Below are 21,806 nucleotides of genomic sequence, written 5' to 3' on the forward strand. Positions count from 1 at the left end.
CCCGCACCTCCCGCAAGCGGGAGGGGACTTCGATTACCCAACCTCAATCGTGCGCTCACGCTCTTCAACCTCAAACACCTCCAAGCTGTCGCCCGGTTTGATGTCGTTCGTATCTTCCAGCACAACGCCGCATTCTAGGCCCGAGCGGACCTCGTCCACATCGTCCTTGAACCGCCGCAAGGATGCGATGGTGGTGGCCGATACGATGACATCCTCGCGCGTGAGGCGTGCGAACAGGCCTTTGCGGATAACGCCTTCGGTGACGAGCAGGCCAGCGGCCTTGTCCTTCTTGCCCGATTTGAACACCTCTTTGACCTCAGCGCGGCCAACCACGGTTTCAATCCGTTCTGGGCCAAGCTCGCCGGCCATTTCTTTGGCGACTTCTTCGGTGAGGTGATAGATCACATCGTAATACATCATGCGCACATCATCGCGCTTGACCAGATCGCGCGCCTTGGGATTGGGCCGCACATTAAAGCCGATGATCGGAGCATTTGATGCTGCTGCCAGCGTCACATCGCTTTCGGTGATCGCGCCAACGCCTGCATGCAGCACGCGGACTTTGATATCATCGGTTGAAATGTTGTGGAGCGCGGTGACAATCGCCTCAACGCTGCCTTGCACGTCCGCTTTGACCAGGACCGGCCATTCGATGACGTTGGAGGCAAGGCCTGCGAACATCGTATCAAAGCTGGTCGGGGCAAGCGCCGTGCGCTGCTCGGTCGCTTTTTCCTGACGATAGGAGGCAACTTCGCGGGCGCGCTGTTCGTTTTCAACCACGGTCAGCTGATCGCCGGCCGATGGCACGCCGCCAAGGCCCAGAACTTCGACAGGGGTCGATGGTCCGGCTTTCTTGATCTGCTTGCCCTGATCGTTAACGATGGCGCGCACACGGCCGCTTTCGGTGCCAACGACAAAGGTATCACCGCGTTGCAAAGTCCCGCGCGTGATCAGCACGGTAGCAACAGGGCCGCGGCCTTTGTCCAATTGCGCCTCAATTACGGTCGCATCGGCGTCGCGGTCCGGGTTCGCTTTCAATTCGAGCAGTTCAGCCTGCAAAGCGATCTTTTCGAGCAGTTCATCAAGGCCCGTTTTCTTGATCGCGGAAATTTCAACATCCTGCACTTCGCCAGACAGTTTCTCAACGATCACCTCGTGCTCGAGCAAGCGGTTGCGGACATTGTCCGGATTGGCCTCGGGCTTGTCCATTTTGTTGATCGCAACGATCATGGGCACGCCAGCCGATTTGGTGTGATTGATCGCCTCAATCGTCTGCGGCATGATGCCATCATCGGCAGCAACAACCAGCACGACGATATCGGTGACATTCGCCCCGCGCGCGCGCATTTCGGTGAAGGCTGCGTGGCCGGGCGTATCAAGGAACGTGATAGTCTGCTTGTCCTTGGTGGTCACCTGATAGCTGCCAATATGCTGCGTGATCCCGCCGGCTTCGCCTTTGGTGACATTGGCACCGCGCAGTGCATCCAGCAGCGAGGTTTTGCCGTGATCGACATGGCCCATGATCGTGACGACCGGCGGACGCGGTTTCAGCGTTTCTTCGGGATCGACATCCTCTTCGGCAACGATATCGATATCGGCTTCTGAGACTTTCTCGATATTGTGGCCAAATTGTTCGACCAGCAATTCTGCCGTGTCCTGATCAATGGTCTGGTTGACCGTCACCATCATGTCGAGATTGAACAGCTCTTTCACGAGATCTGCGCCTTTCTCGCCCATGCGTTTGGCCAGTTCGCCAACGGTGATCGCTTCGGGCACGATCACATCGCGCACTTGCTTTTCACGCGGCTTGGATGATCCGCCGCCTTGCATCCGGCGCTCTTTTTCGCGCGCGCGTTTCAGCGCTGCAAGACTGCGCGCACGGCGGCCTTCATCCTCGTTGAGTGCGCGCGATACGGTCAGCTTGCCAGAACGGCGTTTGTCATTGCTGCCACCTGTATCCTTGGAGGGGCGCTTGTCTTCTTTCTTTTTCTTTTCAGGCTTTTTGGTCTCTGGCCGGGCAATCGGTGTGAACTTGCGCGCGGCAGGAGCAGCAGCGGGTTTTTCCGCCGGAGCATCAGCGCTGGCTTTCGCTTCGGCTTCTTCAGCTTCAGCAGCAGCAGCGGCTTCTTCTTTGGCGCGTTTCTGCGCGTCGGCTTCAGCCTTTTTGTTGTCTTCTGCCCGGCGCTTTTCTTCTTCGGCAGCTTTGCGCGCATTAGCATCTTCGCGCTTGCGATCCTCGGCGAGCTGCTGAAGGCGCTGTTCTTCCGCCTCGCGCTGCATACGGGCAACGCGTTCCTGCGGAGTTTCGCCAGCGGGCGCTTTTTTGGCAGGCGCAGGCTTTTTGGCCGCCGGAGCAGGCGCGGGGGCTGGCGCGGGCGCGGGTTCAGGCGCTGGAGCGGGCGCGGCTTCGGGCGCGGGGGTTTCGCCCGGCTTGGTGAGCTTGCGCCGCCGCTTCACTTCCACAGCCACCTTATTGGTGCGGCCATGGCTAAAGGTCTGCTTGACCTCGCCAGCATCAACCGCGCGTTTAAGGCCCAGTGGTTTGCGTGTGCGTTTTTCTGGTTCGTCGCTCATTATGTGCTCAAAAGCCCTTCAAATATAACAATTTGCCCCCGCCGATCATTCAGCGGGCGTGGCGCATGATGCGCCCGTGTTCGATCCTTCAAAAGCGGGCATATCGCCGCTTGTAAACTTCGCCAGACGATCAATCGCCTGACCCACCCGGCCTGCTGCGCGCATGTCGCCCGCATGGCCTGCAACGCCCAGATGGACGGTGTTCTTGCGGCCCAATGCCACAGACAGGCTGGCCCGGTCCAGTGGCAAGGTTGCCCCGCGCTTGCCGGAACCTTCCGCATCGCTGCCCACGCGCCATGCCTGATCAAGCCGTTTGCGCCCATCTTCGCTGGCATCACAGGCGTGAGCAAGCAGCGCAATGCGCCCGGTTCGGGCCTGTTCTTCGATCCGGGCCGAGCCCAGAACCAAAGTGCCCGCGCGCCATTCCAGACCAAGCCTTGCGGTCAGGCTGCGGCGCAATGCGGCATTGACGCGGTCCGGCAAATCGTCAGGGATCGTCAAGCTGGCGTCTTTTGGCCCGCCTTTGAAGGCGCGCATCAACGCCCGTTTAAGGTGGCCATCAGCCATCGCCGCTTCAAGTGCCTTTCTGTCAGGCGCAATCCATGCCCCGCGTCCCGGCGCTTTGCCGGATGGGTCGGGCAGCACATGGCATTCGCCCTTTTCATCAATCGGCGAAATGGCGAGCCGCACCAGATCGGCGCGCAGGCCGGTCTTACCCGACAGCACACAGCGCCTCTCGCTCGCAGAAGCGCGAGTGCCTTTTGTCTCAGCGATGGCGGACGTTACGCGCTCATTGGGTGGAGTCCGCATTGGCGGCCTCCTCAGCGGGAGCGCTTGCGGGCTCCTCATCTTCGAACCAGTGCGCGCGGGCAGCCATGATGATCTCGTTGCCCTGCTCTTCGGTCAAACCGTATTCGCCCAGCACGCCGCCTTTGTCCTGCTCACGCTGCGGGCGGCGCATTGGCGGGCCATCGGGATTGTTGTTGCGGCGCTTGGGCGCTTCGCGTTTCTTGGCGATCAATTCATCGGTCGCAAGATCGGCCAGATCATCGAGAGTTTTGATCCCCGCTTTGCCCAGCACCACCAGCATCGCTTCGGTAAGGTGCGGCATGGTTGCAAGGTCATCTTCAACGCCCAGTTCGCGCCGGACTGTCCGGTGGCCCTCTTCAGCGCGCTCAATCGCCTCGCTTGCGCGGCTTTGCAATTCTTCGGCCAGCTCTTCATCGAAACCTTCGATGGCGGCCAGTTCCGCCAATTCGACATAGGCAACCTCTTCGAGCATCGCGAAGCCTTCTGCCACCAGCAACTGCGACAGGGTTTCATCCACGTCGAGCTCTTCTTCAAACATCTTGGAACGCTCGGCAAATTCCTTGGAGCGTTTTTCCGAAGCTTCCTCTTCGGTCATGATGTCGATCTGATTGCTCGTCAGCTGGCTTGCCAGCCTGACGTTCTGACCGCGCCGGCCAATGGCAAGCGAAAGCTGATCATCAGGAACCACCACTTCGATGCGGCCATCGTCTTCATCAAGGACAACCCGCGCAACCGTGGCAGGCTGCAATGCGTTGACGATAAAGGTCGCTGCGTCATCCGACCATGGGATGATGTCGATCTTTTCGCCCTGCAATTCCTGGACGACTGCCTGAACGCGGCTGCCTTTCATCCCCACGCAGGCCCCAACCGGATCAATGCTGGAATCGTGAGAGATAACACCGATTTTTGCCCGGCTTCCCGGATCGCGAGCCGCAGCTTTAATCTCGATAATGCCGTCGTAAATTTCGGGCACTTCCTGCGCGAACAATTTGCGCATGAAATCAGGCGCAGCGCGGCTCAGGAAGATTTGCGGACCGCGATTGTTGCGCTCAACCTTGGTGATAAGAGCGCGCACCCGTTCACCCACACGTGCAGCTTCGCGAGGGATTTGCTGATCGCGGCGGATCACCCCTTCGGCGCGGCCAAGGTTTACAATGACATGGCCGAATTCGACCGATTTGATGACACCGGTGATAATCTCGCCTGCCCGGTCCTTAAACTCTTCAAACTGGCGCTCACGCTCTGCATCGCGGACCTTTTGGAAGATCACCTGTTTGGCGGACTGCGCGTCAATGCGGCCCAGATCAACCGGCGGCAACGGATCAACGATAAAATCGCCAATCGCGGCGCCATTCTGCAATTTTTGCGCGGCTTTCAGGTCAACCTGCTTGAAGTAATCCTCAACCTCTTCGACCACTTCAACCACGCGCCACAAGGTCAGATCGCCCGTTTGCGGATCAAGCTTTGCACGAATGTCGTTCTCCGCGCCATAACGGTTGCGCGCGGATTTCTGGATCGCTTCTTCCATGGCTTCGATAACGATCGATTTGTCGATCATTTTCTCGGATGCCACCGAGTTTGCAATTGCTAGCAATTCTGCCTTGTTGGCGGAAATGGCACTGGCCATCAGTTGTCTGCCTTTTCTTGAGTGTCTTCTTCGATTGTATCAGCGCCGCTTGTATCAAGCGGCTTTGTCGCAGCGATCAGCCGGTCGGTCAAAACCAGTTTGGCGCTGTGAATAAGATTTTGCGGCAGCGTCACCGCGCCCGTCTTGGCATCATCCAGCGAAACCACGCCGTCTTTTATGCCGTGCAATTCGCCTTTGAACACGCGCTTATCGCTGGCCTCGCCCGTCCAGCCCTTTTGCATAACGATGCGCGCTTCGTGACCGGACCATTGGGCAAAGTCTTTTTCGCGGGTCAACGGGCGATCAATACCGGGTGATGATACCTCCAGATGATACGCGCCTTCAACCAGCATTTCGCCCGCTTCTTCGCGCGTGTCGATCAGCTCAGAGACGCGGCGCGACAATTCAGCGCATTGTTCGATCACCAGTTGGCCCGTTGCAGGGTCTTCGGCCATTATCTGTAAAGCCTGCCCGCCCTCACCCGCTTCGGACTGCATCATCTGCACGCGCACCAGATCAAAGCCCAAAGCTTTCGCTTCAGGCTCCACCAGTTCAATCAAGCGCGTAAGATCGGTCACAGGCACCTTCGTAGAAACACAATGCGACACCAGTGATACAAAAGCAATTGATGGCCGGCCCCTTACGGCGCCAGCGTTACAGAATTTGTATCGACAATGTCGGGATGACGCTCAATTAGAAGCATCCTACGAAGTTTGCAAGCCTTTCAAGAGCGAAAGCAAAACAAACCGGCAAGCCAGTGAGGCTATCCTGCGCCAGAGACCCAGGCGCGCACCTCTGCTCGCAGGCTTTGCCGTTTATCGGCAGCATAGTTATCGTGCAGGCGCCGGACAGCCAGAATATCCGCGTCCCTCAAAGGCGTTTCGAATTTCAGACCAATCAGCTTGCCCGTATCGCTTTCTGATTGTCTGACAACGGTGCCAAACTGATCTATATCGCGAAAATCAGGGACAGCCAGTTCCAGAATGGCGCTTTCGCCGTTGCGCAAGGGCTTTTCAACTCCAAGCTGTGCGCCCGTCCGGGACAGATCAAGAAGCACGCAGCGCCTAGTATCATACATGGTTTGCAAGCGCGCGGGCAGCGACAACCGCAAGCGCGCCGCGCCGCGCCGCCCGGTAAAGGGCTGACCAGATGATGTGCTTTCCGGTTCGCAATCGGGATTGGCTGACCCAGGCATAGTTGCAGGGCCATAAAGCGTAATGGTTAGCGCAGCCCGGCAAGCGGATAAGCGTTTCTACGTGGACCAGCGAGGCCCGCGAGCCTGGCCTTAGCGCACCAAACCTTATTCACTGCCCCAGCCATCGCCTCTGCGACCTGCGCGAGCGCTTTGTTCAGCACCGTCAGCTTCGCCGCCAGAACCATAGCCCCAGCCGTCTTTTGCCAATTCCCTGTCGCGGTTCGCTTCAACCGCCGCCTGCATCTGGCGTTCATTAGCCTCAATCGCTTTTTCGGCCATGCCTTCTATAGATGTGGGAGCAACGTAAGTTGCGCCCAGCGTCATCATCAGGCCAAAACCAAACATGCACAGGACAAATAGACCAACGATGACCCGAACCGTGTTGGTCATATTGTCCAGCAAATCAAAAAGAAGTCGCACGGATATTCCCCAGTCTTACGTATCACCACAATACCCTGGGAAATTTGCTACACCGCGATGTGTAAACAAGCGGTTAGGAACCGGCCGTGACCCCCAAAAACAAAATCCCGGTTGATTGTGAACGCTAATCTTCGCTGGCTTCTTCCATCAGGCCATGCTTCTTGATCGCGTGACGCAGCTGATCGTAGGAAAGCCCCAATGCCTTCGCGGTCTGGCGTTGGTTCCAGCGATGCTTACCCAATGCGTGTTCGACTATTGCGCGTTCATGCCCTTCCACCGCAGCGCGCAGGTCATCGATCTGCTCAAAATCCAAAGCCGCTGGAGGCGCTTGGGCCGAATTGTCAACGCTGAGTGCACTCGCCGCAGAAGCATGTTCAGAACGCCTGTGCGATGGAGCAGCCGGTTTCCATGGGCTGTCAAACGGGTCAAATTGGACATGCGCAATAGGGCTATCAAAATCATCCCAGCGATAGACCGCGCGCTCGACCACATTTCTTAATTCGCGCACATTGCCGGGCCAGGCGTAATCCTCAAGCTGAGCGTTGACGTGGGGTGCAAATCCCGGCCAGCCGTGCCAATCAAGCTCTGCCGCCATGCGCCGCCCGAAATATTCGGCCAGCACTGCCACATCCCCTTCGCGCACGCGCAAAGGCGGCAAGGTGATGACTTCAAAGCTTAATCGGTCAAGCAGGTCCGCGCGAAATTCGCCGCTTTTGGCCAAAGCGGGCAAATCATCATTGGTGGCCGCAACAATGCGCACATCAACGCGAACCGGGCGCGATGCGCCGATCCGTGTGACCTCGCCATATTCAACCGCCCGCAGCAAGCGCTCCTGCGCGCCCATCGACAATGTGCCCAGTTCATCAAGGAACAATGTCCCCTGATCAGCTTCTTCAAACCGGCCCGCGCGCGCTTTGGTCGCGCCTGTGAACGCGCCCGCTTCATGGCCGAACAATTCGGCCTCAATCAAAGTTTCAGGCAAAGCCGCGCAATTCATCGTGACCAAGGGCTCACCCCAGCGCGCGGACAGGCGGTGAAGACGTTCTGCAATCAATTCCTTGCCGGTCCCGCGCTCGCCGATAACTAGCACGGGCCGGCTCATCGGGGCAGCGCGGCTGGCGCGCTCAACCGCATCAAGGAACGCGCCAGATTGGCCAATAAACTGGTTTTCGCGCTCCATTCTTCACCCCAATTCGCGTTACACACCAACCTATAGTGAAAAACCCCAATGCTTGGCAATGGAAACCAATATGATGACCGAGGGTTGGCTCAAAACTGGCGGAATTCAGGGGTTTTTCAAGTTTGGCACGCCGGTTGCACAGTGGTGGGAGAAGCCCGCAAGGGCGCAACCATTCAACCAAGGGGCCATTCCATGCAAACTCGCACGACACAAGACACTGGACCAAATACAGCAAAGCCAGCCAGCTTTTGGTCGAGCAAATTGGGCGCCGCATCGCTTGCCAGCATTGCCGCGATGTCCGCGATGGTGATCCTGTCCTCGCAAGTTCATGCCGAAGCCATGCCGGGCAGTGCCGATGCCGCCTTGTTCCACCAGCAAGCGGACACCCCCGCACTGATCGAAATCGCGTAAGCGAGCGCTGCAATGACCAAACCGTCCACCCCCAACCCCACAGGGCCGAAGCGCGATGCCAAAGGTGACCCCGCATCTTTCGCATCAAGCGACACCGCTTCGGCCCACCCCACCAGCACTGAACTGACCCCGTTCAAACGCTCTTCAAGATTGGATGACGAAATAGAAGCCTTGCGCACCAGCCCCACTCCGACGCAATCTAACAGGGCATATTCACGCGAGTCCCGCGAAACTGAAAAGCGCGAGACCCGCACCAACCCGTTTCTAGATGGAGTAGCCTTTATGGGCATTTTTAGCCGCACTCGCGATATTATCGCTGCCAATTTCAACGACATGCTGGATAAAGCGGATGATCCTTCGAAGATGATCCGGATGATCATCCTCGAAATGGAGGAAACACTCGTTGAAGTTCGCGCAAGTGCGGCGCGCACCATTGCTGACCAGAAAGAAATGCATCGCCATGTGGTGAAGCTGGATAAGCTGGAGGCTGACTGGGCCGATAAAGCGCAGCTTGCCCTGTCCAAAGAACGCGAAGATCTGGCCCGCGCGGCTCTGGTTGAAAAGAAAAAGGCCAGCGGCATGGGCGATCAATTGCGCGCCGAAATCGCGGTGCTTGATGATGCTTTGCGCGCTTACGAAGAAGACATCCAGAAATTGCAACATCGCCTGCGCGAGGCACGCAGCCGCCAGACGCAAATCGCGGCGCGGCTGGAAAGCGCGGAAAACCGCGTGAAACTGCGCACGTTGATGAGCACGGAACGCACCGATGAAGCGTTGTCGAAATTCGACCAGCTCGAACGCCGGGTCGATTATGCCGAAGGCCGCGCCGATGCGATGGGTATTGCTGAGGGTAAAACGCCGTCACTTTCCGACGAAATCGCCGCTCTCGAAGGGGCCGATGCGATTGATGATGAACTTGCCGCGATGAAAAAAGCGCTCGGCAAACCTGATGCGAAAGGAGAGTAAATCATGAGTGAAGCAATCATCGTAATTCCAGCGATTTTCATCGGCCTTCCTTGGCTAATCCTGCACTATGTCACCAAATGGAAAACTGGCGGCTCCATCACGACCGATGACGAAGTGCTGCTGGAAGAACTCTATAACCTCGCCAAACGCCTTGATGAGCGGATGGACACTGTCGAGCGGCTCGTTGCCGTAGACGACCCTACCTATAGCCCCGTCAAGCGCCTACAGGCCGATCAGGAAAGTGACAACCAGCAACTGCGCGAACTTGAGCAGATGATGGCCGAAAAGAAAGGAACCAGCGCGTGAACACCCCTCGCACCACTCTTTACCGCGACAAACACCATGCAAAGTTTCTCGGCATTTGTGCAGGGATTGCAGAATACACCGGGGTTAGCCGGTTTTGGGTTCGCGTCGGCATGGTCGCTCTGTCTTTTGCGACGTCTTTCGCAACTATCCCGGCCTACATTATTGCCGCGTTCATTTTGAAAGATAAGCCGCCGCACCTTTACACTGACAAAGCGGAAGCAAAATACTGGCAAGGTGTGCGTCAAAGTCCGAAACGCACCGCCCGCGAAATCCGTGCCCGGTTCCGCGATATCGACCGCAGGCTGGCCGATGTGGAGACGCATTACGTCAACACCAACACTCGTCTGACCGCCGAAATCGAGCGGCTGCGGTAATCGGCCAAGGTTTAGGAGACATTTTATGGAAGGTTGGATGATTGGCGCTGGCATCATGCTCCTTACTTTCGGAGGATCAGCCATCTGGGGCGTGGTTCACACCATCCTCGATCACCGCAAGGAAATGGCCGAGCTGAAATTCAAGCACGCCGGCGAAAGCCACCAGCTCACATCTGAAAATTCAGAGCTGAAAGAAACAATCGACCACATGAAAGACCGCATCGCAGTGCTCGAAAGGATCGCCACCGATCCCGCCGAACGCACCGCGCGGGAAATCGAAAACTTACGGTAATCACACGAACTTGAGGGACTGAACCGATGGGAATTGAATATTTTGGTGTGATGATACCGATACTGGGTATTTTATTGGGTTTCTTTGGAGTTTGGACGAACCACAAAGAAAAGCTCGCTAAGGTTCAATCAGAATCGTTAGCCAACAACACCGCTGAAAAGGCTGCTCAATACGCCGCGCAAGTCGGCAAGCTCGAAGACCGTGTCCAGGTGCTCGAACGCATCGTCACCGATCGCGGATATGATGTCGCAACGCAAATCGAGGCTTTGCGCGATATCAAAGAAGTCGAAGAAAGCGGCTCTGGCATACCTCTCAATATCGGCTCAACGGAGAAAGCGTGATGGATTTTGGTAGCCCTGAATTTGTCATGGGGATTATCGCTCTGAGCATGGGCGGGTGGATCATCAACAACTGGATCCGCGCTCGTCATGGCTATGCCCTTGAAGACGAATGGGGCGGCAAAACAGAAAAGACCGACACCCAAGAAAACCAGCGCCTGAAGGCTGAAAATCGCGAACTGAATGACAAGCTCGATTCCATGCAGGACCGGATGGTTGTGCTCGAGAAGATCGTGACGGACCGTGGTTATAGTCTTTCAGATGAAATCGAAGCCCTGCGCGATGTGCCAGCCAAGCAAACCGATAACGGCGTGCCTTTGAACCTCAATAAGAAGGAAACTCAGTCATGAGCGGCGTGGATGCAGCAGCAACCATTATTCCGCACCTTCCCTGGATTATCGCCGGTGCGCTCGCGGTGGGTGCGGCGGGAACCTTTGGGTGGATCCACACCACCCGGCTAAAGATAAAGCACGGCTATCCGCTCGAAGGCATGTGGGGCCAATCCTTGAAGCCCACAACCGATAACGAAGCAAAGCAGCGCATCACTCTGCTTACGCAGGAAAACGCCGAATTGCGCGCGGAAGTCGGATCGATAAAAGACCGGCTCGCCAATGTCGAGCGGATCGTGACCGATGGCGGCTACACGCTCAGCAGTGAAATTGATGCGCTCAGAGTTTCCGTGCGCGACCGCGCTCTGGAACACCGCAAGGATGAAGGCAGCGCGTAATGTTTGGACCTGACACCCAATTGATGTTCGACGCGATCCAGATGGTCGGCTTGGCAGTGGCTCTTACAGGCGGCGCGGTTTTTATCGCGATGAAGCGCGGCAAATCCAAAGCGAGCCGCAAAGCTATTGATAGCGCGGCCAATGCTGATCTCGAAGCCAATACTGATCTCGAAGAACGCGTGCGCGTGCTCGAACGCATCGCGACGGACCGATCAATTGGCTTGGCCGATGAAATTGAAGCTTTGCGCGATGAACACAGGCAAGGGAGTTTGAACTGATGGGTTGGGAATTTGTCGTTGTTATTGCCATCCTCATTTGGGGCGGAGTTCAGGTGGCCAAAGCGCGCGCCGGGATTGTTACGGATGAAGATGGCAATGAGAGCCTGGCTCAGGTGCAGCCAGCCGACAACCAGCACGCAATCGAAGACGCGCGCCGCGAGATTGAAGCCCTGCGCGAACGGGTCAAAGTGCTCGAACGCATAGCAACCGATAACAACACGCTCGATGCCCGCGAACAGGCCCGCATCGCGAGCGAGATCGAAGCTTTGCGCGACAAAGACCCGGAACAGGCAATCGCGAGAGATCCAGCGTAATGTATTGGCTGTTCATCCCCCTGCTTGTTTTTGTCGCGCTCTATTTTCGCGAGCGTGGGCGCAGCAATCGGCTGATCGACCGGATCGAGCATCTAGAGCATGCGCTGTATCAGACCGCCAGCGACAACGATGAGGCGGTTGAAGCAGAAGAGCTCGCAGCTTTGCGTGAACGGGTGCAAGTGCTCGAACGCATCGCGACATCTGAAAACAGTGCAGAAGCACGCAAAGCCCAGCGCATTGCTGCTGAAATTGAATCCCTGCGCGGCGATATTGCCCGGCGCTCTTCCACCAAGACGGAGGACATAGACAAATGATGGACCCGGTTATCACAATCTCTGCCGCCAGCTTGCTGGGACTGGCTTTGCTGTCGGTTTGTCTGCTGCGCGCTTGGCAGGGTTGGCTTGACCTGAAGCGCGAAGAGATGGCGCGTGATGGACATGCCTCAGGCCGCGAGATCGAACGCAATACCGGGGTGGGAGCCGCGCGGATCGAGCTTGCTGACCTCAAAGAGCGCATCAAAAAACTCGAAGCGATTGCCAGCGGGGTTGAGCTTTAATTCTTAAGCCGCCAAGCTAGGCAAATGCATTTGCGCCCCCTACATGGCGGCGCATGCGAACTCTTGAAGACATCTTCGAAGAATATGATTTTCTCGAAGGCGATGAACGATACCGCCTGCTGATCGAGCTTGGCCGCGATCTGGAAGATATGCCCGATGCGCTTAAAACCGATGCGACTTTGGTGCGCGGGTGTTCGGCGGCTGTATGGGTATACCCGGCCGAGCAAACCGACAAACTCCACTTCCTCGCAGACAGCAATGCCGCGATCACCAAAGGGATCGTCGCGCTGGTTATCGCAGCCGTCCAAGATAGGCCCGCAGACGAAGTGGCAGAAATGGACGTGGTTGCTGCGCTCAAACCGTTTGATTTGAAAAGCCAGCTATCAAGCAATCGCACCCAAGGCGTGCCCAATATGATTGCGCTGGTGAAAGAACATGCTGCGCGGCTGGCGGCAGACTAAGGCAAGTCTGTATCCTGGCAACTTGCCCAAGCAATTGTTTGCCTAGAGAATTTTTTCCATTCTAAACTCGCCGCTATTGTCGGAATGTCTCCAAGTGCCTGTGATTGACAACCCATCATCTGCGGCCAATCCATCATATTGAACTTCGCGCATATAATCTTCGCTTTCGGATTTATAGCGCTTTGAAAAGCTTATAGATCGGCCATCTACAGCGCCTTTGAGCTCGGCCTTTATGTCCCCATTGCCGCTCAAGTGGGGTTCAACAACGATGCCAGTCACCCGGTCACCATTGACTGCGAGCCTGGCTTTAAAAGGCCATTCCCCGATATCTTGTGAAGCGAAGAATTTGAAGGTCCCGGTCCACCGACCGCTAATATTGTGCGGGTCTGTCATCTGATTTCACCCGCTTGCGCTTTCGCGCACCACGGCCACACCTGCCTCACGCTGCTGTTTCAGCTCTTTCTTCAAGACCTGCGGATCGCGCGCGAAGACGAAACCAAAGCTGACCCCGCCTTCTTTGCCGATAGTGGCGTGATGCAGCTTGTGCGCCTGCACTAGGCGTTTCGCATATCCCTTTTTCGGGACCCATTTCCAATAGCGCTGATGCACCAGTCCATCATGAACGAGCGTGTAGATCACACCGTACAACGTGATGCCGACAGCAAACCACCACAGCCAATCCCAATAGAGCGAGCCGTAGATATACATCGCTGCATTGATCGTGCCGAAGACGACGGCGAACAGATCGTTCTTCTCAAACACATGATCGTGCGGTTCGTGATGGTCGCGGTGCCACCCCCAGCCCCAGCCATGCATGATGTATTTGTGCGCCCACCACGCAAACAGCTCCATCCCGATAAGGGAGGACATTACAGTGAGGAACACTTCAAACCACGTCATGCTGCGGCCTCTTTACTCGCATCGGCAGAGCTTTCCAAGACAGCTCCCACCCCTGCCCTTTTCGCAGCGGGAAGAGCCCACCAAGGTACATCGGGTTTGCGGTGATGTTCGAGGTGATAGCCAAAATGGAAACAGGTGAAGAGGCTCGCCAAAACGCCAAAATCATTGCTGCGCGCATTGTGCTTGTCAGCAAAGGGGTGCCCCTCTGCCTGATGGTGCGGGCGGTAGGTGCCGAAATAGAACAGCTGGAGCGAGGACAACAGCGCTGGCGCTCCATACAGCACGAAAATTTTCAGGAACGAAATATCAAAGACAAACAGATAGATCGCCACCACTGTGTGCACGAACACTAAGGATTGCCACCCGAAATAGCGTTTGAAGAACGTCCAATACCATCTGAGAAAATGCCCCGGATTGCTCTCGTCAAAATCGGGATCGCCTGCATGGCCTGACAATTTGTGATGCGTGAAATGGGCATCGCGCAAAGTGCGCCAGTTAAACCCGGCATATAGCATCAAAAGAACAGCGCCGATCGCGGCATTGATCCGCGGCCTGCCCGGCGCAAGGGTGCCATGCATCGCATCATGACAGACAATGAAAACTCCCACTGAAAGCCATATCTGCAAGGTCGCCATGAGAAGTGCGAATGGCCAGCTCGACCAGCTCAGCTCGAACACGAACATCGCGTAAAAGTGAATGCCCAACCAAGAGCCCGCGATCATAGCGGCCAGCGCCAGTCCAAGCACGCGCTGGGTGCTGCGAGGCGGGAGAGTGAAACCTTGGGTCATCTGCTGGATATACGCATACCGTGCCAGTAAGGGTGCGTACAGAGCGGCATTTGCCTTAGCGCTGGATCATTCGCCTTCGGGGAAGAAAAACTCGCGCAGATGTTCGCCGATGCGCGCCGGGCGCAATGTCTCTGCATCAATGCAGCACCAGCTTGATTGAACCTCGGCCAGCACATCCTCGCCGCGGCGGATCACCGTGTGATAAAATGCGCGCGCACCATTATACCGTTCCAGCACGGTTTGCGCGATCACATCATCGTCAAGAAAGGCTGGCTTGCGGTAGGTAATTTCATGCTTCAACGCGACCCAGGCTTTGGACGCGACATCATCGGCAGGAGCCAGTTTGTTCCAATGCGAAAGCACCGCATCCTGCACCCAGTTTAGATAACGTGCATTGTTCACATGCCCCATGAAATCAATGTCTTCAGGGATGATGTTAATCGGGTGTATATGGGACGCGGCGGGCATGCGGATTACATATTCCCAAACACCTTAAAATCCAACCCGCATAGGGTGGGTATTGGAGCGGATTTAAGCCCAATCGTGGCCAAAATGACGCGGGTTCCGTTAGGGCATGGCAAGGCATCATTTCTTGCGCGTCCACGCTTGCTTCAAATCACAAGAGAATCTGCCACGCGGTCAATTCTGATCGCCAAGCCTTGCAAGGCTAGCGGCACCGGATTAGCGCAATGCCATGACTAAGCAGCCACGCACACTTTACGAAAAAATCTGGGATGCTCACATCGTGGAAACCCGCGATGATGGCACATCCTTGATCTATATTGACAGGCATCTGGTGCATGAGGTGACCAGTCCGCAAGCGTTCGACGCACTGCGCCTTGCGGGCCGCCCCGTGCGCCGCCCGGAACTCACGCTTGCTGTTCCCGATCACAACCTGCCCACGACCGCACGGCGAAATGCTTCAGGCGCGCGGGTGCCGATCGCTGACCCGCAAAGCGCGCTGCAATTGGAAGCGCTTGAACGCAATGCGCCTGCCTTTGGCATTCGCTATATCGGTGATGCTGACGCAGAGCAGGGAATTGTGCACGTGGTTGGGCCGGAGCAGGGCTTTTCGCTGCCCGGAACCACAATAGTATGCGGGGATTCGCACACGGCATCGCATGGCGGCCTTGGCGCGCTCGCTTTTGGTATCGGCACAAGCGAAGTTGAGCATGTGCTCGCCACACAAACTTTGCTGCTGCAAAAGTCCAAATCCATGGAAGTGCGCGTTGAAGGAACGCTTGGCCCCGGCGTTACAGCCAAAGATCTTATCCTTCATATCATTGGCGAGATCGGCGCTGCTGGCGGCACAGGCTATGTCATCGAATATCGCGGACCGGTGTTTGAACAAATGAGCGTCGAGCAGCGTCTGACCGTGTGCAATATGAGTATTGAGGCCGGCGCGCGTGCTGGGTTGATCGCACCCGATGAAACCGTATTTGCTTATCTCAAAGGCCGCCCCATGGCCCCGCAAGGTGCCGACTGGGAAGAGGCAGTGGCGTATTGGAAAACGCTACACTCCGATCCTGGTGCCGTTTTCGACAAATCGGTGGTTATCGATGCGGCGCAGATTGCGCCGACTGTGACATGGGGCACCAGTCCCGAAGATGTCGTGCCGGTTGGCGGGGCGGTCCCTTCGCCGTCCAGCTTTGCGGACGAAACCAAGCAAACTGCTGCGCAAAAAAGCCTCGACTATATGGGGCTTGAAGCAGGCACGCCCGTCACTGAAATCGCAATTGAAAACATCTTTATCGGCAGTTGCACCAACAGCCGTATCGAAGATCTTCGCAGCGCAGCCGAAGTGCTTAAGGGTCGCAAAAAGGCAGACACTGTCCGCTGGGCGATTGTAGTGCCGGGATCGGGACTGGTGAAACGTCAGGCTGAAGAGGAAGGTCTGGATAAAATCTTCACCGAAGCAGGTTTTGAATGGCGCGAGCCGGGCTGCTCGGCATGTCTTGGCATGAACCCTGATAAAATTCCCGCAGGCGAACGCTGCGCCTCAACTTCAAACCGCAATTTTGTAGGCCGGCAGGGGCCAGGCGCGCGCACACATCTGGTGTCTCCCGCCATGGCCGCCGCAGCCGCTGTTGCAGGCAGGCTGACCGATGTGCGCACACTTTAACCGCATGCCGCCTTGTATTCGGAATAAACGCACCGCATTGAGAATGGCATGACTGACAAAACCTCTGACGACGAACCCCAATCCTCAAACAAATCCACCACGGCCCGCAACGCGGCTATAGGTGCGGCTGCGACCATTGGATCCGCTGCGATTGCTGCTGCTTTGCTTTACGTGAACCGGCGCTCCAAAAAGGCGGGCGCGGAGGAACCGCCCAAAACCGTGCCATCCGGCGAGAAACCCGAGACTGATTGATGGAACCGCTTTCAACCGTATCAGGCAACGCCATCCCCTTTGGCGCCAAGAACATCGACACAGATGTCATCATCGCGTCGAAATGGCTCAAAACGATCACGCGCGAAGGGCTTGGCAAAGGCGCGTTTGAAACCATTCGCGCCAATGATCCTGATAATGTGTTCGATGATCCAGCTTTTGCAGGCGCGCCAATCCTGATTGCAGGCGACAATTTCGGTTGCGGCTCAAGCCGCGAACACGCGGCCTGGGCGATTGGCGATATGGGCATCCGCGTGGTTGTCGCACCCAGCTTTTCCGACATTTTCTCAGGCAATGCGGTGAAAAACGGCATCCTTCCCGTGGTGCTCAATCAATCGGCGATTGACCGTCTGATGGAAGTGGCAAAAGCTGGCGATCCGATCCATATCGACCTAGAGGCGCAGACCGTTACGACCCAATTTCAGGACCGCTTTTGCTTTGAAATCGACCCTTTTCGCAAACACTGCCTGCTTGGCGGGCTTGATGAGGTTGCACTCACCATGGAACGCGGGCAAGCGATCAGCGCATATGAAATGCGCCGAGCATCCAGTCAAAGCTGGATGACGCGCGGCACCGCGATCTGAAATTCCACTGGGAGAGACATCAATGAAAGCCATCCGCACGCATGAAATTGGCGGGCCTGAAACACTCACGCTTGATGAGATAGAGGCCCCCTCCCCCGGCAAAGGCGAAGTGCTGGTGACGGTCAAAGCGTGCGCGATCAATTATCCTGACACATTGATGATCCGCGATTTGTACCAGTTCAAACCCGAACGCCCCTATTCCCCCGGCGGCGAAATTGCAGGCGTGGTCGAAGCCGTTGGCGATGGGGTCACCAGCTGCAAGCCCGGCGACCGGGTTATCGGCATGCTTGGCAATGGCGGTCTTCGCGAAAAAGCGATTGTGCCTGATGGCAGGCTTTTCCCGATCCCCGAAGGCGTGCCTTTTGAAAAAGCCGCTTCGCTTTTGATGACCTATGGCACCACCATTCACGGCTTTAAGGATCGCGGACACATTAAGGAAGGCGATGTCGTGCTTATCCTTGGCGCGGCCGGCGGAGTTGGACTTTCAGCAGTGGAACTTGCAAAAGCCTATGGCGCGCGCGTTGTGGCGGCGGTTTCCTCTGAGGCCAAAGCAGACATTGCACGCAAGGCTGGCGCAGATGATGTGGTGATTTATCCGCGCGAGGACATGGACAAAGCCGCATCCAAAGAGCTCGCCGGTGCCTTCAAAGCCGCCTGCGGGCCCAATGGCGCAAACATCGTCTATGACATTGTCGGCGGCCAATATTCTGAACCTGCCTTGCGCTCCATCGCGTGGGAAGGGAAGTTTCTCGTTGTTGGTTTCCCCGCCGGTATCGCGAAAATGCCGCTCAATCTCACTCTGCTTAAATCCTGCGACATTTGCGGCGTGTTCTGGGGCGCGTTCACCGCACGCGAACCTGCAAAGTTTGTCGAACAAGTGAAAGAGCTGTTTGCCCTTATGAAGGATGGCAAAATCGATCCGCTGGTGTCCGAAACCTTCCCGCTGGAACGCGCGGGCGATGCGATTGCCAAGCTGGAAAACCGCGAGGCAGTGGGCAAACTGGTTGTCACGATGGATTGATAGAGCTCATGCGTTTGACCGGGGCGTGTGATATCGGCGTTTGACGCTTGCCGCGCGCCCATCCGGTCCCTATCTCCCCAGCAATACTCATCGGAGGGACAGATGACAGATTTTAACGACCGCCAACGCGCCGAAGAGGCGAAATTTGCACTCGACAGCGAAACCGCGTTCAAAGTCGCAGCGCGCCGCAATCGCTTGCTTGGCGAATGGGCAGCAGCAGAAATGAACCTCACCGAAGAAGAGGCCGACGCTTATAAAAAAGCGGTTGTGCAGGCCGATTTTGAAGAAGCAGGCGATGAAGACGTCATCCGCAAGCTTTTGGGCGATCTTACCGCTGCCGATACCAATATCTCCGATGCCGATATCCGCGCAAAGCTGGAAGAATTCGCCATCGAAGCGCGCCGACAATTGCTAGGCGATAGCTGATCCGATGCCGATGAGAGGCGACGATATCATCGCTGCGATCCAGGCGGAATTGCCCGGCGCGGCAGTTGAATTGACCGATCTGGCGGGCGATAACGATCATTGGGCAGCGGTGGTCACAGCTCCGCAATTTGCGGGCAAAACACGCATTGCTCAGCACAAAATGGTCTATGCCGCCTTTGGTGACAAGATGGGCGGGGAATTGCACGCCTTGCAAGTTTCCACGCGCGTTCCCACGTAACACCCAATGCATATTCCTGTTCAAAAATTGAAAGAGGCCTCTTTTATGGCTGACACCGACGCCCGCATTTCAAGCCTTGTAAGCGACAACGATGTTGTCCTGTTTATGAAAGGCACACCTTTGTTTCCGCAATGCGGCTTTTCCAGCCGCGCGGTAGCGATCCTCGATCATTGCGGGGTGGCCTATGAAAGCGTCGACGTTTTGCAGGATATGGAAATCCGTCAGGGCATCAAAACATTCTCAGACTGGCCGACGATCCCGCAGCTTTACGTGAAAGGCGAATTTGTCGGCGGATCAGACATTATGATGGAAATGTTTGAAGCGGGGGAATTGAAGCAGATGATGGACGCATCTGGCGTCAAAAAAGCCGAAACATAAATTCGCGCACCACTCGCACACAAAAAAACCGCCTTGCAGACCAACGCAAGGCGGTTTTTTTATATCGGGGAGACTGAACCTAGAGACCAGGAGAAGGTTCGTCTCTGCTCGAAGACCATTCGGAGCTGTTATAGACTATGCATTGAGCGTGCCAAAAATGGCCGCCCGCGCATTTGTGCGGGTTTCGGTGGTTAAGACCCATTTACCATAGTGCCAAATGTAAACTGGACCGACACAGCCAGCCTTTGGGCAGAGCGATGTTACGCCGAATGGATCGGCCAGCCTCTTGGCAAGCGGGCCAGCACCGGGCAACACAGGGCGCATGACAGCTTCCGCAACCGCTCCAGAATCGCCCGAAGCCATCCCGGCTGCCACCATCATCATCTTTCGCGCATCCGCTGAAGGTGGTCCGCCCGAAATCCTGATGACGGTGCGATCGCGCACTATGTCTTTTGCTGGCGGCATGGCGGTGTTTCCCGGTGGACGGGTCGATGCGGCAGATTTTGCCTTGGGCGAAACCGTGTCCGCCGCAGATGCCAGCGCACCGCCCCCGGACGAAGCCGCGCATCAGATCGCGGCGGTCCGCGAAACGCTCGAAGAAACTGGCCTCGCCTTGGGATTGACCGGCGATATCACCGCCGACAAGGCTGCAAAGGCGCGAGTAATGCTCGAAGATGTTGGGGCTCTCGCGCCTGTTTTGGAAGCATTTGATTGGCAATTGGACCTGCCCCAGATCGTCCCCTTTGCGCGGTGGTTCCCCAAAAACGAAAAGCTCAGCCGCATTTACGACACGCGCTTTTATCTGGCCAATCTGGGCACGGGCGATGTGGATGTCTCCATCAATTCAGAAAACACCAAGCTGTTCTGGGTCAGCGCACAAGGCGCGCTCGATCTTGCTGCCAAAGGCGACATCAAACTGATCTTTCCCACGCGCCGCAATCTGGAACGCCTTGCCCTGTTTGCGAGTTTTGACGAAGCCCGCGCTCAAGCAGAGGCGATCCCGGTAAAAACCATTGTCCCGAAAATTGATACAAGCGGCGGCAAAACCATGCTCACGATAATGCAGGACGCTGGCTATCCTGTGACCGCGGAATCGTTGGAAACAGTTGCACGGGGGTAACCGGGGCAACAACGCTATGTCAGGTCTGGCCCGATCCAGTGCGTGATCAGGTAAGTTGGCGCGCCCAACGAGCGTAAGCTCGAACCACCTACAACGAGGGCGTGGTTATTTGAACGAAGTGAAAATGGCGCGCCCTGCAGGACTCGAACCTGCTGCCTCAAGATTAGAAGTCTCGCGCTCTATCCAGATGAGCTAAGGGCGCGCGCCGCAACGCCAATAGCGCGCTTTCGCAAGCATTCAAATGCCGCTAAGGCGCGCAGCTATGGACAAGAGCGATCCAGCCTTAGAATTTGATACCGATCCGGGTGATGGGATCGCTGCGACATCGCGCGCGCCTGTCACTTTCAAATATTATGAGTTTGTCATGGCGGCTTTCGTTGCCATCCTGCTGCTTTCCAATATCATCGGCGCTGCAAAGACGACGTTTATCCCTGTGCCTTTTTGGCCCGAAGGCATGTGGCCCGCGCCCGATGGCTTGCTGATCTACGGCGCGGGGATCTTGTTCTTCCCGCTTGGCTACGTGATCGGCGATGTCCTCACTGAAATTTACGGATTTGCCCGCGCTCGCCGAGTGATCTGGACCGGCTTTGCCGCCATGATCTTCCTCGCCTTTATGAGCTATGTCGTGGTCGCGCTGCCGCCGTTTGATGGCTGGTCGTGCGCGGCAAGCGGGTTTGACGGCCAAGGCCCGCTGGTGACGCGTGACGGGGCGCAAATGTCCACGGGGCAGATCTGTCAGGAAACCTATGTGTCAGTTTTCGGCAATGCCTGGCGCATCGTCGTTGCTTCTATAGTCGCATTCTGGGCTGGCGAATTCGTCAATTCCTATGTCATGGCCAAGATGAAAGTCTGGACCAAAGGCAAAGCCTTGTGGAGCCGCACAATCGGCTCGACCGTGGTGGGGCAAGGCGTGGATAGCCTTATCTTTTACCCCATCGCGTTTTACGGCATCTGGACCACGGAACTGGTTGTCACTGTGATGATCACCAATTGGGCGCTGAAAGTTATCTGGGAAGCCGCTCTAACCCCTGTCACCTATTTCGTGGTGGGCCGGTTGAAGAAAGCCGAAGGGGTCGATCTGTTTGATATGGAAACCGATTTTTCGCCTTTTTCGAGCAAAACGTAAGCGC

General features: G+C 56.5%; 33 protein-coding genes and 1 tRNA gene. 22 read left to right on the forward strand and 12 right to left on the reverse strand.

Annotated features, from left to right (window positions below; genetic code table 11):
* Window positions 1–33: 33 nt before the first annotated feature.
* From infB to pspF, 7 genes are all read right to left on the reverse strand, one after another.
* Window positions 34–2,574 (reverse strand): translation initiation factor IF-2, encoded by a 2,541-nt coding sequence (gene infB, locus AC0V6W_RS04520; RefSeq protein ID WP_486147578.1) that lies wholly within the window; start codon window positions 2,572–2,574, stop codon window positions 34–36.
* Between the two features lie 45 nt (window positions 2,575–2,619).
* The gene (locus tag AC0V6W_RS04525; protein ID WP_486147580.1) at window positions 2,620–3,384 is read right to left on the reverse strand and encodes a DUF448 domain-containing protein; all 765 of its coding nucleotides are present in this window, start codon (window positions 3,382–3,384) and stop codon (window positions 2,620–2,622) included.
* Window positions 3,365–5,011: a transcription termination factor NusA gene (gene nusA / locus AC0V6W_RS04530; RefSeq protein ID WP_486147582.1), complete on the reverse strand. Its 1,647-nt coding sequence runs from the start codon at window positions 5,009–5,011 to the stop codon at window positions 3,365–3,367. Before nusA ends, AC0V6W_RS04525 begins: the two co-directional genes overlap by 20 nt.
* Entirely contained in the window at window positions 5,011–5,589 is a 579-nt protein-coding gene (gene rimP, locus AC0V6W_RS04535; protein ID WP_486147584.1) for a ribosome maturation protein RimP, read from the reverse strand. The genes nusA and rimP overlap by 1 nt, the downstream gene beginning before the upstream one ends.
* Before the next feature lie 185 nt (window positions 5,590–5,774).
* Window positions 5,775–6,206 carry a PilZ domain-containing protein gene (locus tag AC0V6W_RS04540; RefSeq protein WP_486147586.1) on the reverse strand — a complete coding sequence of 144 codons (432 nt, stop codon included), beginning with the start codon at window positions 6,204–6,206 and terminating at the stop codon, window positions 5,775–5,777.
* A 105-nt stretch (window positions 6,207–6,311) separates the two neighbouring features.
* Entirely contained in the window at window positions 6,312–6,596 is a 285-nt protein-coding gene (locus tag AC0V6W_RS04545; RefSeq protein WP_486147588.1) for a hypothetical protein, read from the reverse strand.
* 154 nt (window positions 6,597–6,750) lie between these two features.
* Window positions 6,751–7,806: a phage shock protein operon transcriptional activator gene (gene pspF, locus AC0V6W_RS04550; RefSeq protein WP_486147590.1), complete on the reverse strand. Its 1,056-nt coding sequence runs from the start codon at window positions 7,804–7,806 to the stop codon at window positions 6,751–6,753.
* A gap of 192 nt (window positions 7,807–7,998) precedes the next feature.
* On the opposite strand from pspF, the gene AC0V6W_RS04555 reads away from it, so the two are divergent.
* The 13 genes from AC0V6W_RS04555 to AC0V6W_RS04615 are packed head-to-tail and all read left to right on the forward strand — an operon-like array spanning window position 7,999 to window position 12,829.
* Window positions 7,999–8,217, forward strand: a complete 219-nt coding sequence (locus AC0V6W_RS04555) for a hypothetical protein (RefSeq protein WP_486147592.1) — start codon at window positions 7,999–8,001, stop codon at window positions 8,215–8,217.
* Between the two features lie 12 nt (window positions 8,218–8,229).
* Window positions 8,230–9,183 (forward strand): phage shock protein PspA, encoded by a 954-nt coding sequence (gene pspA, locus AC0V6W_RS04560; protein ID WP_486147594.1) that lies wholly within the window; start codon window positions 8,230–8,232, stop codon window positions 9,181–9,183.
* Between the two features lie 3 nt (window positions 9,184–9,186).
* Window positions 9,187–9,489 carry an envelope stress response membrane protein PspB gene (pspB, locus tag AC0V6W_RS04565; RefSeq protein ID WP_486147596.1) on the forward strand — a complete coding sequence of 101 codons (303 nt, stop codon included), beginning with the start codon at window positions 9,187–9,189 and terminating at the stop codon, window positions 9,487–9,489.
* Window positions 9,486–9,863 carry an envelope stress response membrane protein PspC gene (pspC, locus tag AC0V6W_RS04570; protein WP_486147598.1) on the forward strand — a complete coding sequence of 126 codons (378 nt, stop codon included), beginning with the start codon at window positions 9,486–9,488 and terminating at the stop codon, window positions 9,861–9,863. The genes pspB and pspC overlap by 4 nt, the downstream gene beginning before the upstream one ends.
* Before the next feature lie 25 nt (window positions 9,864–9,888).
* Window positions 9,889–10,155, forward strand: coding sequence for a hypothetical protein (locus AC0V6W_RS04575; RefSeq protein WP_486147600.1), 267 nt, complete (start codon window positions 9,889–9,891; stop codon window positions 10,153–10,155).
* A 26-nt stretch (window positions 10,156–10,181) separates the two neighbouring features.
* A complete protein-coding gene (locus AC0V6W_RS04580; protein ID WP_486147602.1) occupies window positions 10,182–10,496 on the forward strand; it encodes a hypothetical protein in 315 nt (104 codons plus the stop codon).
* Window positions 10,496–10,843 carry a hypothetical protein gene (locus AC0V6W_RS04585; protein ID WP_486151465.1) on the forward strand — a complete coding sequence of 116 codons (348 nt, stop codon included), beginning with the start codon at window positions 10,496–10,498 and terminating at the stop codon, window positions 10,841–10,843. Before AC0V6W_RS04580 ends, AC0V6W_RS04585 begins: the two co-directional genes overlap by 1 nt.
* Entirely contained in the window at window positions 10,840–11,220 is a 381-nt protein-coding gene (locus AC0V6W_RS04590) for a hypothetical protein (protein ID WP_486147604.1), read from the forward strand. Before AC0V6W_RS04585 ends, AC0V6W_RS04590 begins: the two co-directional genes overlap by 4 nt.
* A complete protein-coding gene (locus tag AC0V6W_RS04595; protein WP_486147606.1) occupies window positions 11,220–11,498 on the forward strand; it encodes a hypothetical protein in 279 nt (92 codons plus the stop codon). The genes AC0V6W_RS04590 and AC0V6W_RS04595 overlap by 1 nt, the downstream gene beginning before the upstream one ends.
* Window positions 11,498–11,812: a hypothetical protein gene (locus AC0V6W_RS04600; protein ID WP_486147608.1), complete on the forward strand. Its 315-nt coding sequence runs from the start codon at window positions 11,498–11,500 to the stop codon at window positions 11,810–11,812. The genes AC0V6W_RS04595 and AC0V6W_RS04600 overlap by 1 nt, the downstream gene beginning before the upstream one ends.
* Window positions 11,812–12,126 carry a hypothetical protein gene (locus tag AC0V6W_RS04605; RefSeq protein WP_486147610.1) on the forward strand — a complete coding sequence of 105 codons (315 nt, stop codon included), beginning with the start codon at window positions 11,812–11,814 and terminating at the stop codon, window positions 12,124–12,126. The genes AC0V6W_RS04600 and AC0V6W_RS04605 overlap by 1 nt, the downstream gene beginning before the upstream one ends.
* Window positions 12,123–12,368 carry a hypothetical protein gene (locus AC0V6W_RS04610; RefSeq protein WP_486147612.1) on the forward strand — a complete coding sequence of 82 codons (246 nt, stop codon included), beginning with the start codon at window positions 12,123–12,125 and terminating at the stop codon, window positions 12,366–12,368. Before AC0V6W_RS04605 ends, AC0V6W_RS04610 begins: the two co-directional genes overlap by 4 nt.
* 53 nt (window positions 12,369–12,421) lie before the next feature.
* Entirely contained in the window at window positions 12,422–12,829 is a 408-nt protein-coding gene (locus tag AC0V6W_RS04615) for a SufE family protein (protein WP_486147614.1), read from the forward strand.
* A 42-nt stretch (window positions 12,830–12,871) separates the two neighbouring features.
* Here AC0V6W_RS04615 and AC0V6W_RS04620 read toward each other — a convergent pair whose 3' ends face one another.
* From AC0V6W_RS04620 to AC0V6W_RS04635, 4 genes are all read right to left on the reverse strand, one after another.
* Window positions 12,872–13,222 carry a hypothetical protein gene (locus tag AC0V6W_RS04620; protein WP_486147616.1) on the reverse strand — a complete coding sequence of 117 codons (351 nt, stop codon included), beginning with the start codon at window positions 13,220–13,222 and terminating at the stop codon, window positions 12,872–12,874.
* A 6-nt stretch (window positions 13,223–13,228) separates the two neighbouring features.
* A complete protein-coding gene (locus AC0V6W_RS04625; protein WP_486147618.1) occupies window positions 13,229–13,729 on the reverse strand; it encodes a sterol desaturase family protein in 501 nt (166 codons plus the stop codon).
* Window positions 13,726–14,517, reverse strand: coding sequence for a fatty acid desaturase (locus AC0V6W_RS04630; RefSeq protein ID WP_486147620.1), 792 nt, complete (start codon window positions 14,515–14,517; stop codon window positions 13,726–13,728). Before AC0V6W_RS04630 ends, AC0V6W_RS04625 begins: the two co-directional genes overlap by 4 nt.
* Window positions 14,518–14,583: 66 nt before the next feature.
* Entirely contained in the window at window positions 14,584–14,985 is a 402-nt protein-coding gene (locus AC0V6W_RS04635; RefSeq protein ID WP_486147622.1) for an acyl-CoA thioesterase, read from the reverse strand.
* A 226-nt stretch (window positions 14,986–15,211) separates the two neighbouring features.
* Between AC0V6W_RS04635 and leuC the strand changes: the two genes are divergently transcribed.
* The 8 genes from leuC to AC0V6W_RS04675 all read left to right on the forward strand — a co-directional run bounded on the left by leuC (window position 15,212) and on the right by AC0V6W_RS04675 (window position 20,676).
* Window positions 15,212–16,639, forward strand: a complete 1,428-nt coding sequence (gene leuC / locus AC0V6W_RS04640) for a 3-isopropylmalate dehydratase large subunit (RefSeq protein ID WP_486147624.1) — start codon at window positions 15,212–15,214, stop codon at window positions 16,637–16,639.
* Window positions 16,640–16,687: 48 nt separating this feature from the next.
* Window positions 16,688–16,891: an isopropylmalate isomerase gene (locus AC0V6W_RS04645; protein WP_486147626.1), complete on the forward strand. Its 204-nt coding sequence runs from the start codon at window positions 16,688–16,690 to the stop codon at window positions 16,889–16,891.
* Entirely contained in the window at window positions 16,891–17,493 is a 603-nt protein-coding gene (gene leuD, locus AC0V6W_RS04650; RefSeq protein WP_486147628.1) for a 3-isopropylmalate dehydratase small subunit, read from the forward strand. Before AC0V6W_RS04645 ends, leuD begins: the two co-directional genes overlap by 1 nt.
* A gap of 22 nt (window positions 17,494–17,515) precedes the next feature.
* Complete coding sequence (locus tag AC0V6W_RS04655) at window positions 17,516–18,514, forward strand: NADPH:quinone oxidoreductase family protein (RefSeq protein WP_486147630.1); 999 nt, start codon at window positions 17,516–17,518, stop codon at window positions 18,512–18,514.
* Window positions 18,515–18,616: 102 nt separating this feature from the next.
* Window positions 18,617–18,940, forward strand: a complete 324-nt coding sequence (locus AC0V6W_RS04660) for a DUF1476 domain-containing protein (protein WP_486147632.1) — start codon at window positions 18,617–18,619, stop codon at window positions 18,938–18,940.
* A gap of 4 nt (window positions 18,941–18,944) precedes the next feature.
* Window positions 18,945–19,178, forward strand: a complete 234-nt coding sequence (locus tag AC0V6W_RS04665; protein WP_486147634.1) for a BolA/IbaG family iron-sulfur metabolism protein — start codon at window positions 18,945–18,947, stop codon at window positions 19,176–19,178.
* A 45-nt stretch (window positions 19,179–19,223) separates the two neighbouring features.
* Window positions 19,224–19,556: a Grx4 family monothiol glutaredoxin gene (grxD, locus tag AC0V6W_RS04670; RefSeq protein ID WP_486147636.1), complete on the forward strand. Its 333-nt coding sequence runs from the start codon at window positions 19,224–19,226 to the stop codon at window positions 19,554–19,556.
* 322 nt (window positions 19,557–19,878) lie between these two features.
* Window positions 19,879–20,676 (forward strand): NUDIX hydrolase, encoded by a 798-nt coding sequence (locus AC0V6W_RS04675; protein ID WP_486147638.1) that lies wholly within the window; start codon window positions 19,879–19,881, stop codon window positions 20,674–20,676.
* A gap of 125 nt (window positions 20,677–20,801) precedes the next feature.
* On the opposite strand, the gene AC0V6W_RS04680 is transcribed toward AC0V6W_RS04675, so the two are convergent.
* Window positions 20,802–20,878: transfer RNA gene (locus tag AC0V6W_RS04680), tRNA-Arg, on the reverse strand.
* Between the two features lie 60 nt (window positions 20,879–20,938).
* Between AC0V6W_RS04680 and AC0V6W_RS04685 the strand changes: the two genes are divergently transcribed.
* Window positions 20,939–21,802: a queuosine precursor transporter gene (locus AC0V6W_RS04685; RefSeq protein ID WP_486147640.1), complete on the forward strand. Its 864-nt coding sequence runs from the start codon at window positions 20,939–20,941 to the stop codon at window positions 21,800–21,802.
* Window positions 21,803–21,806 lie beyond the last annotated feature (4 nt).

The sequence above is a fragment of the Erythrobacter sp. JB1-7 genome (assembly GCF_057365015.1).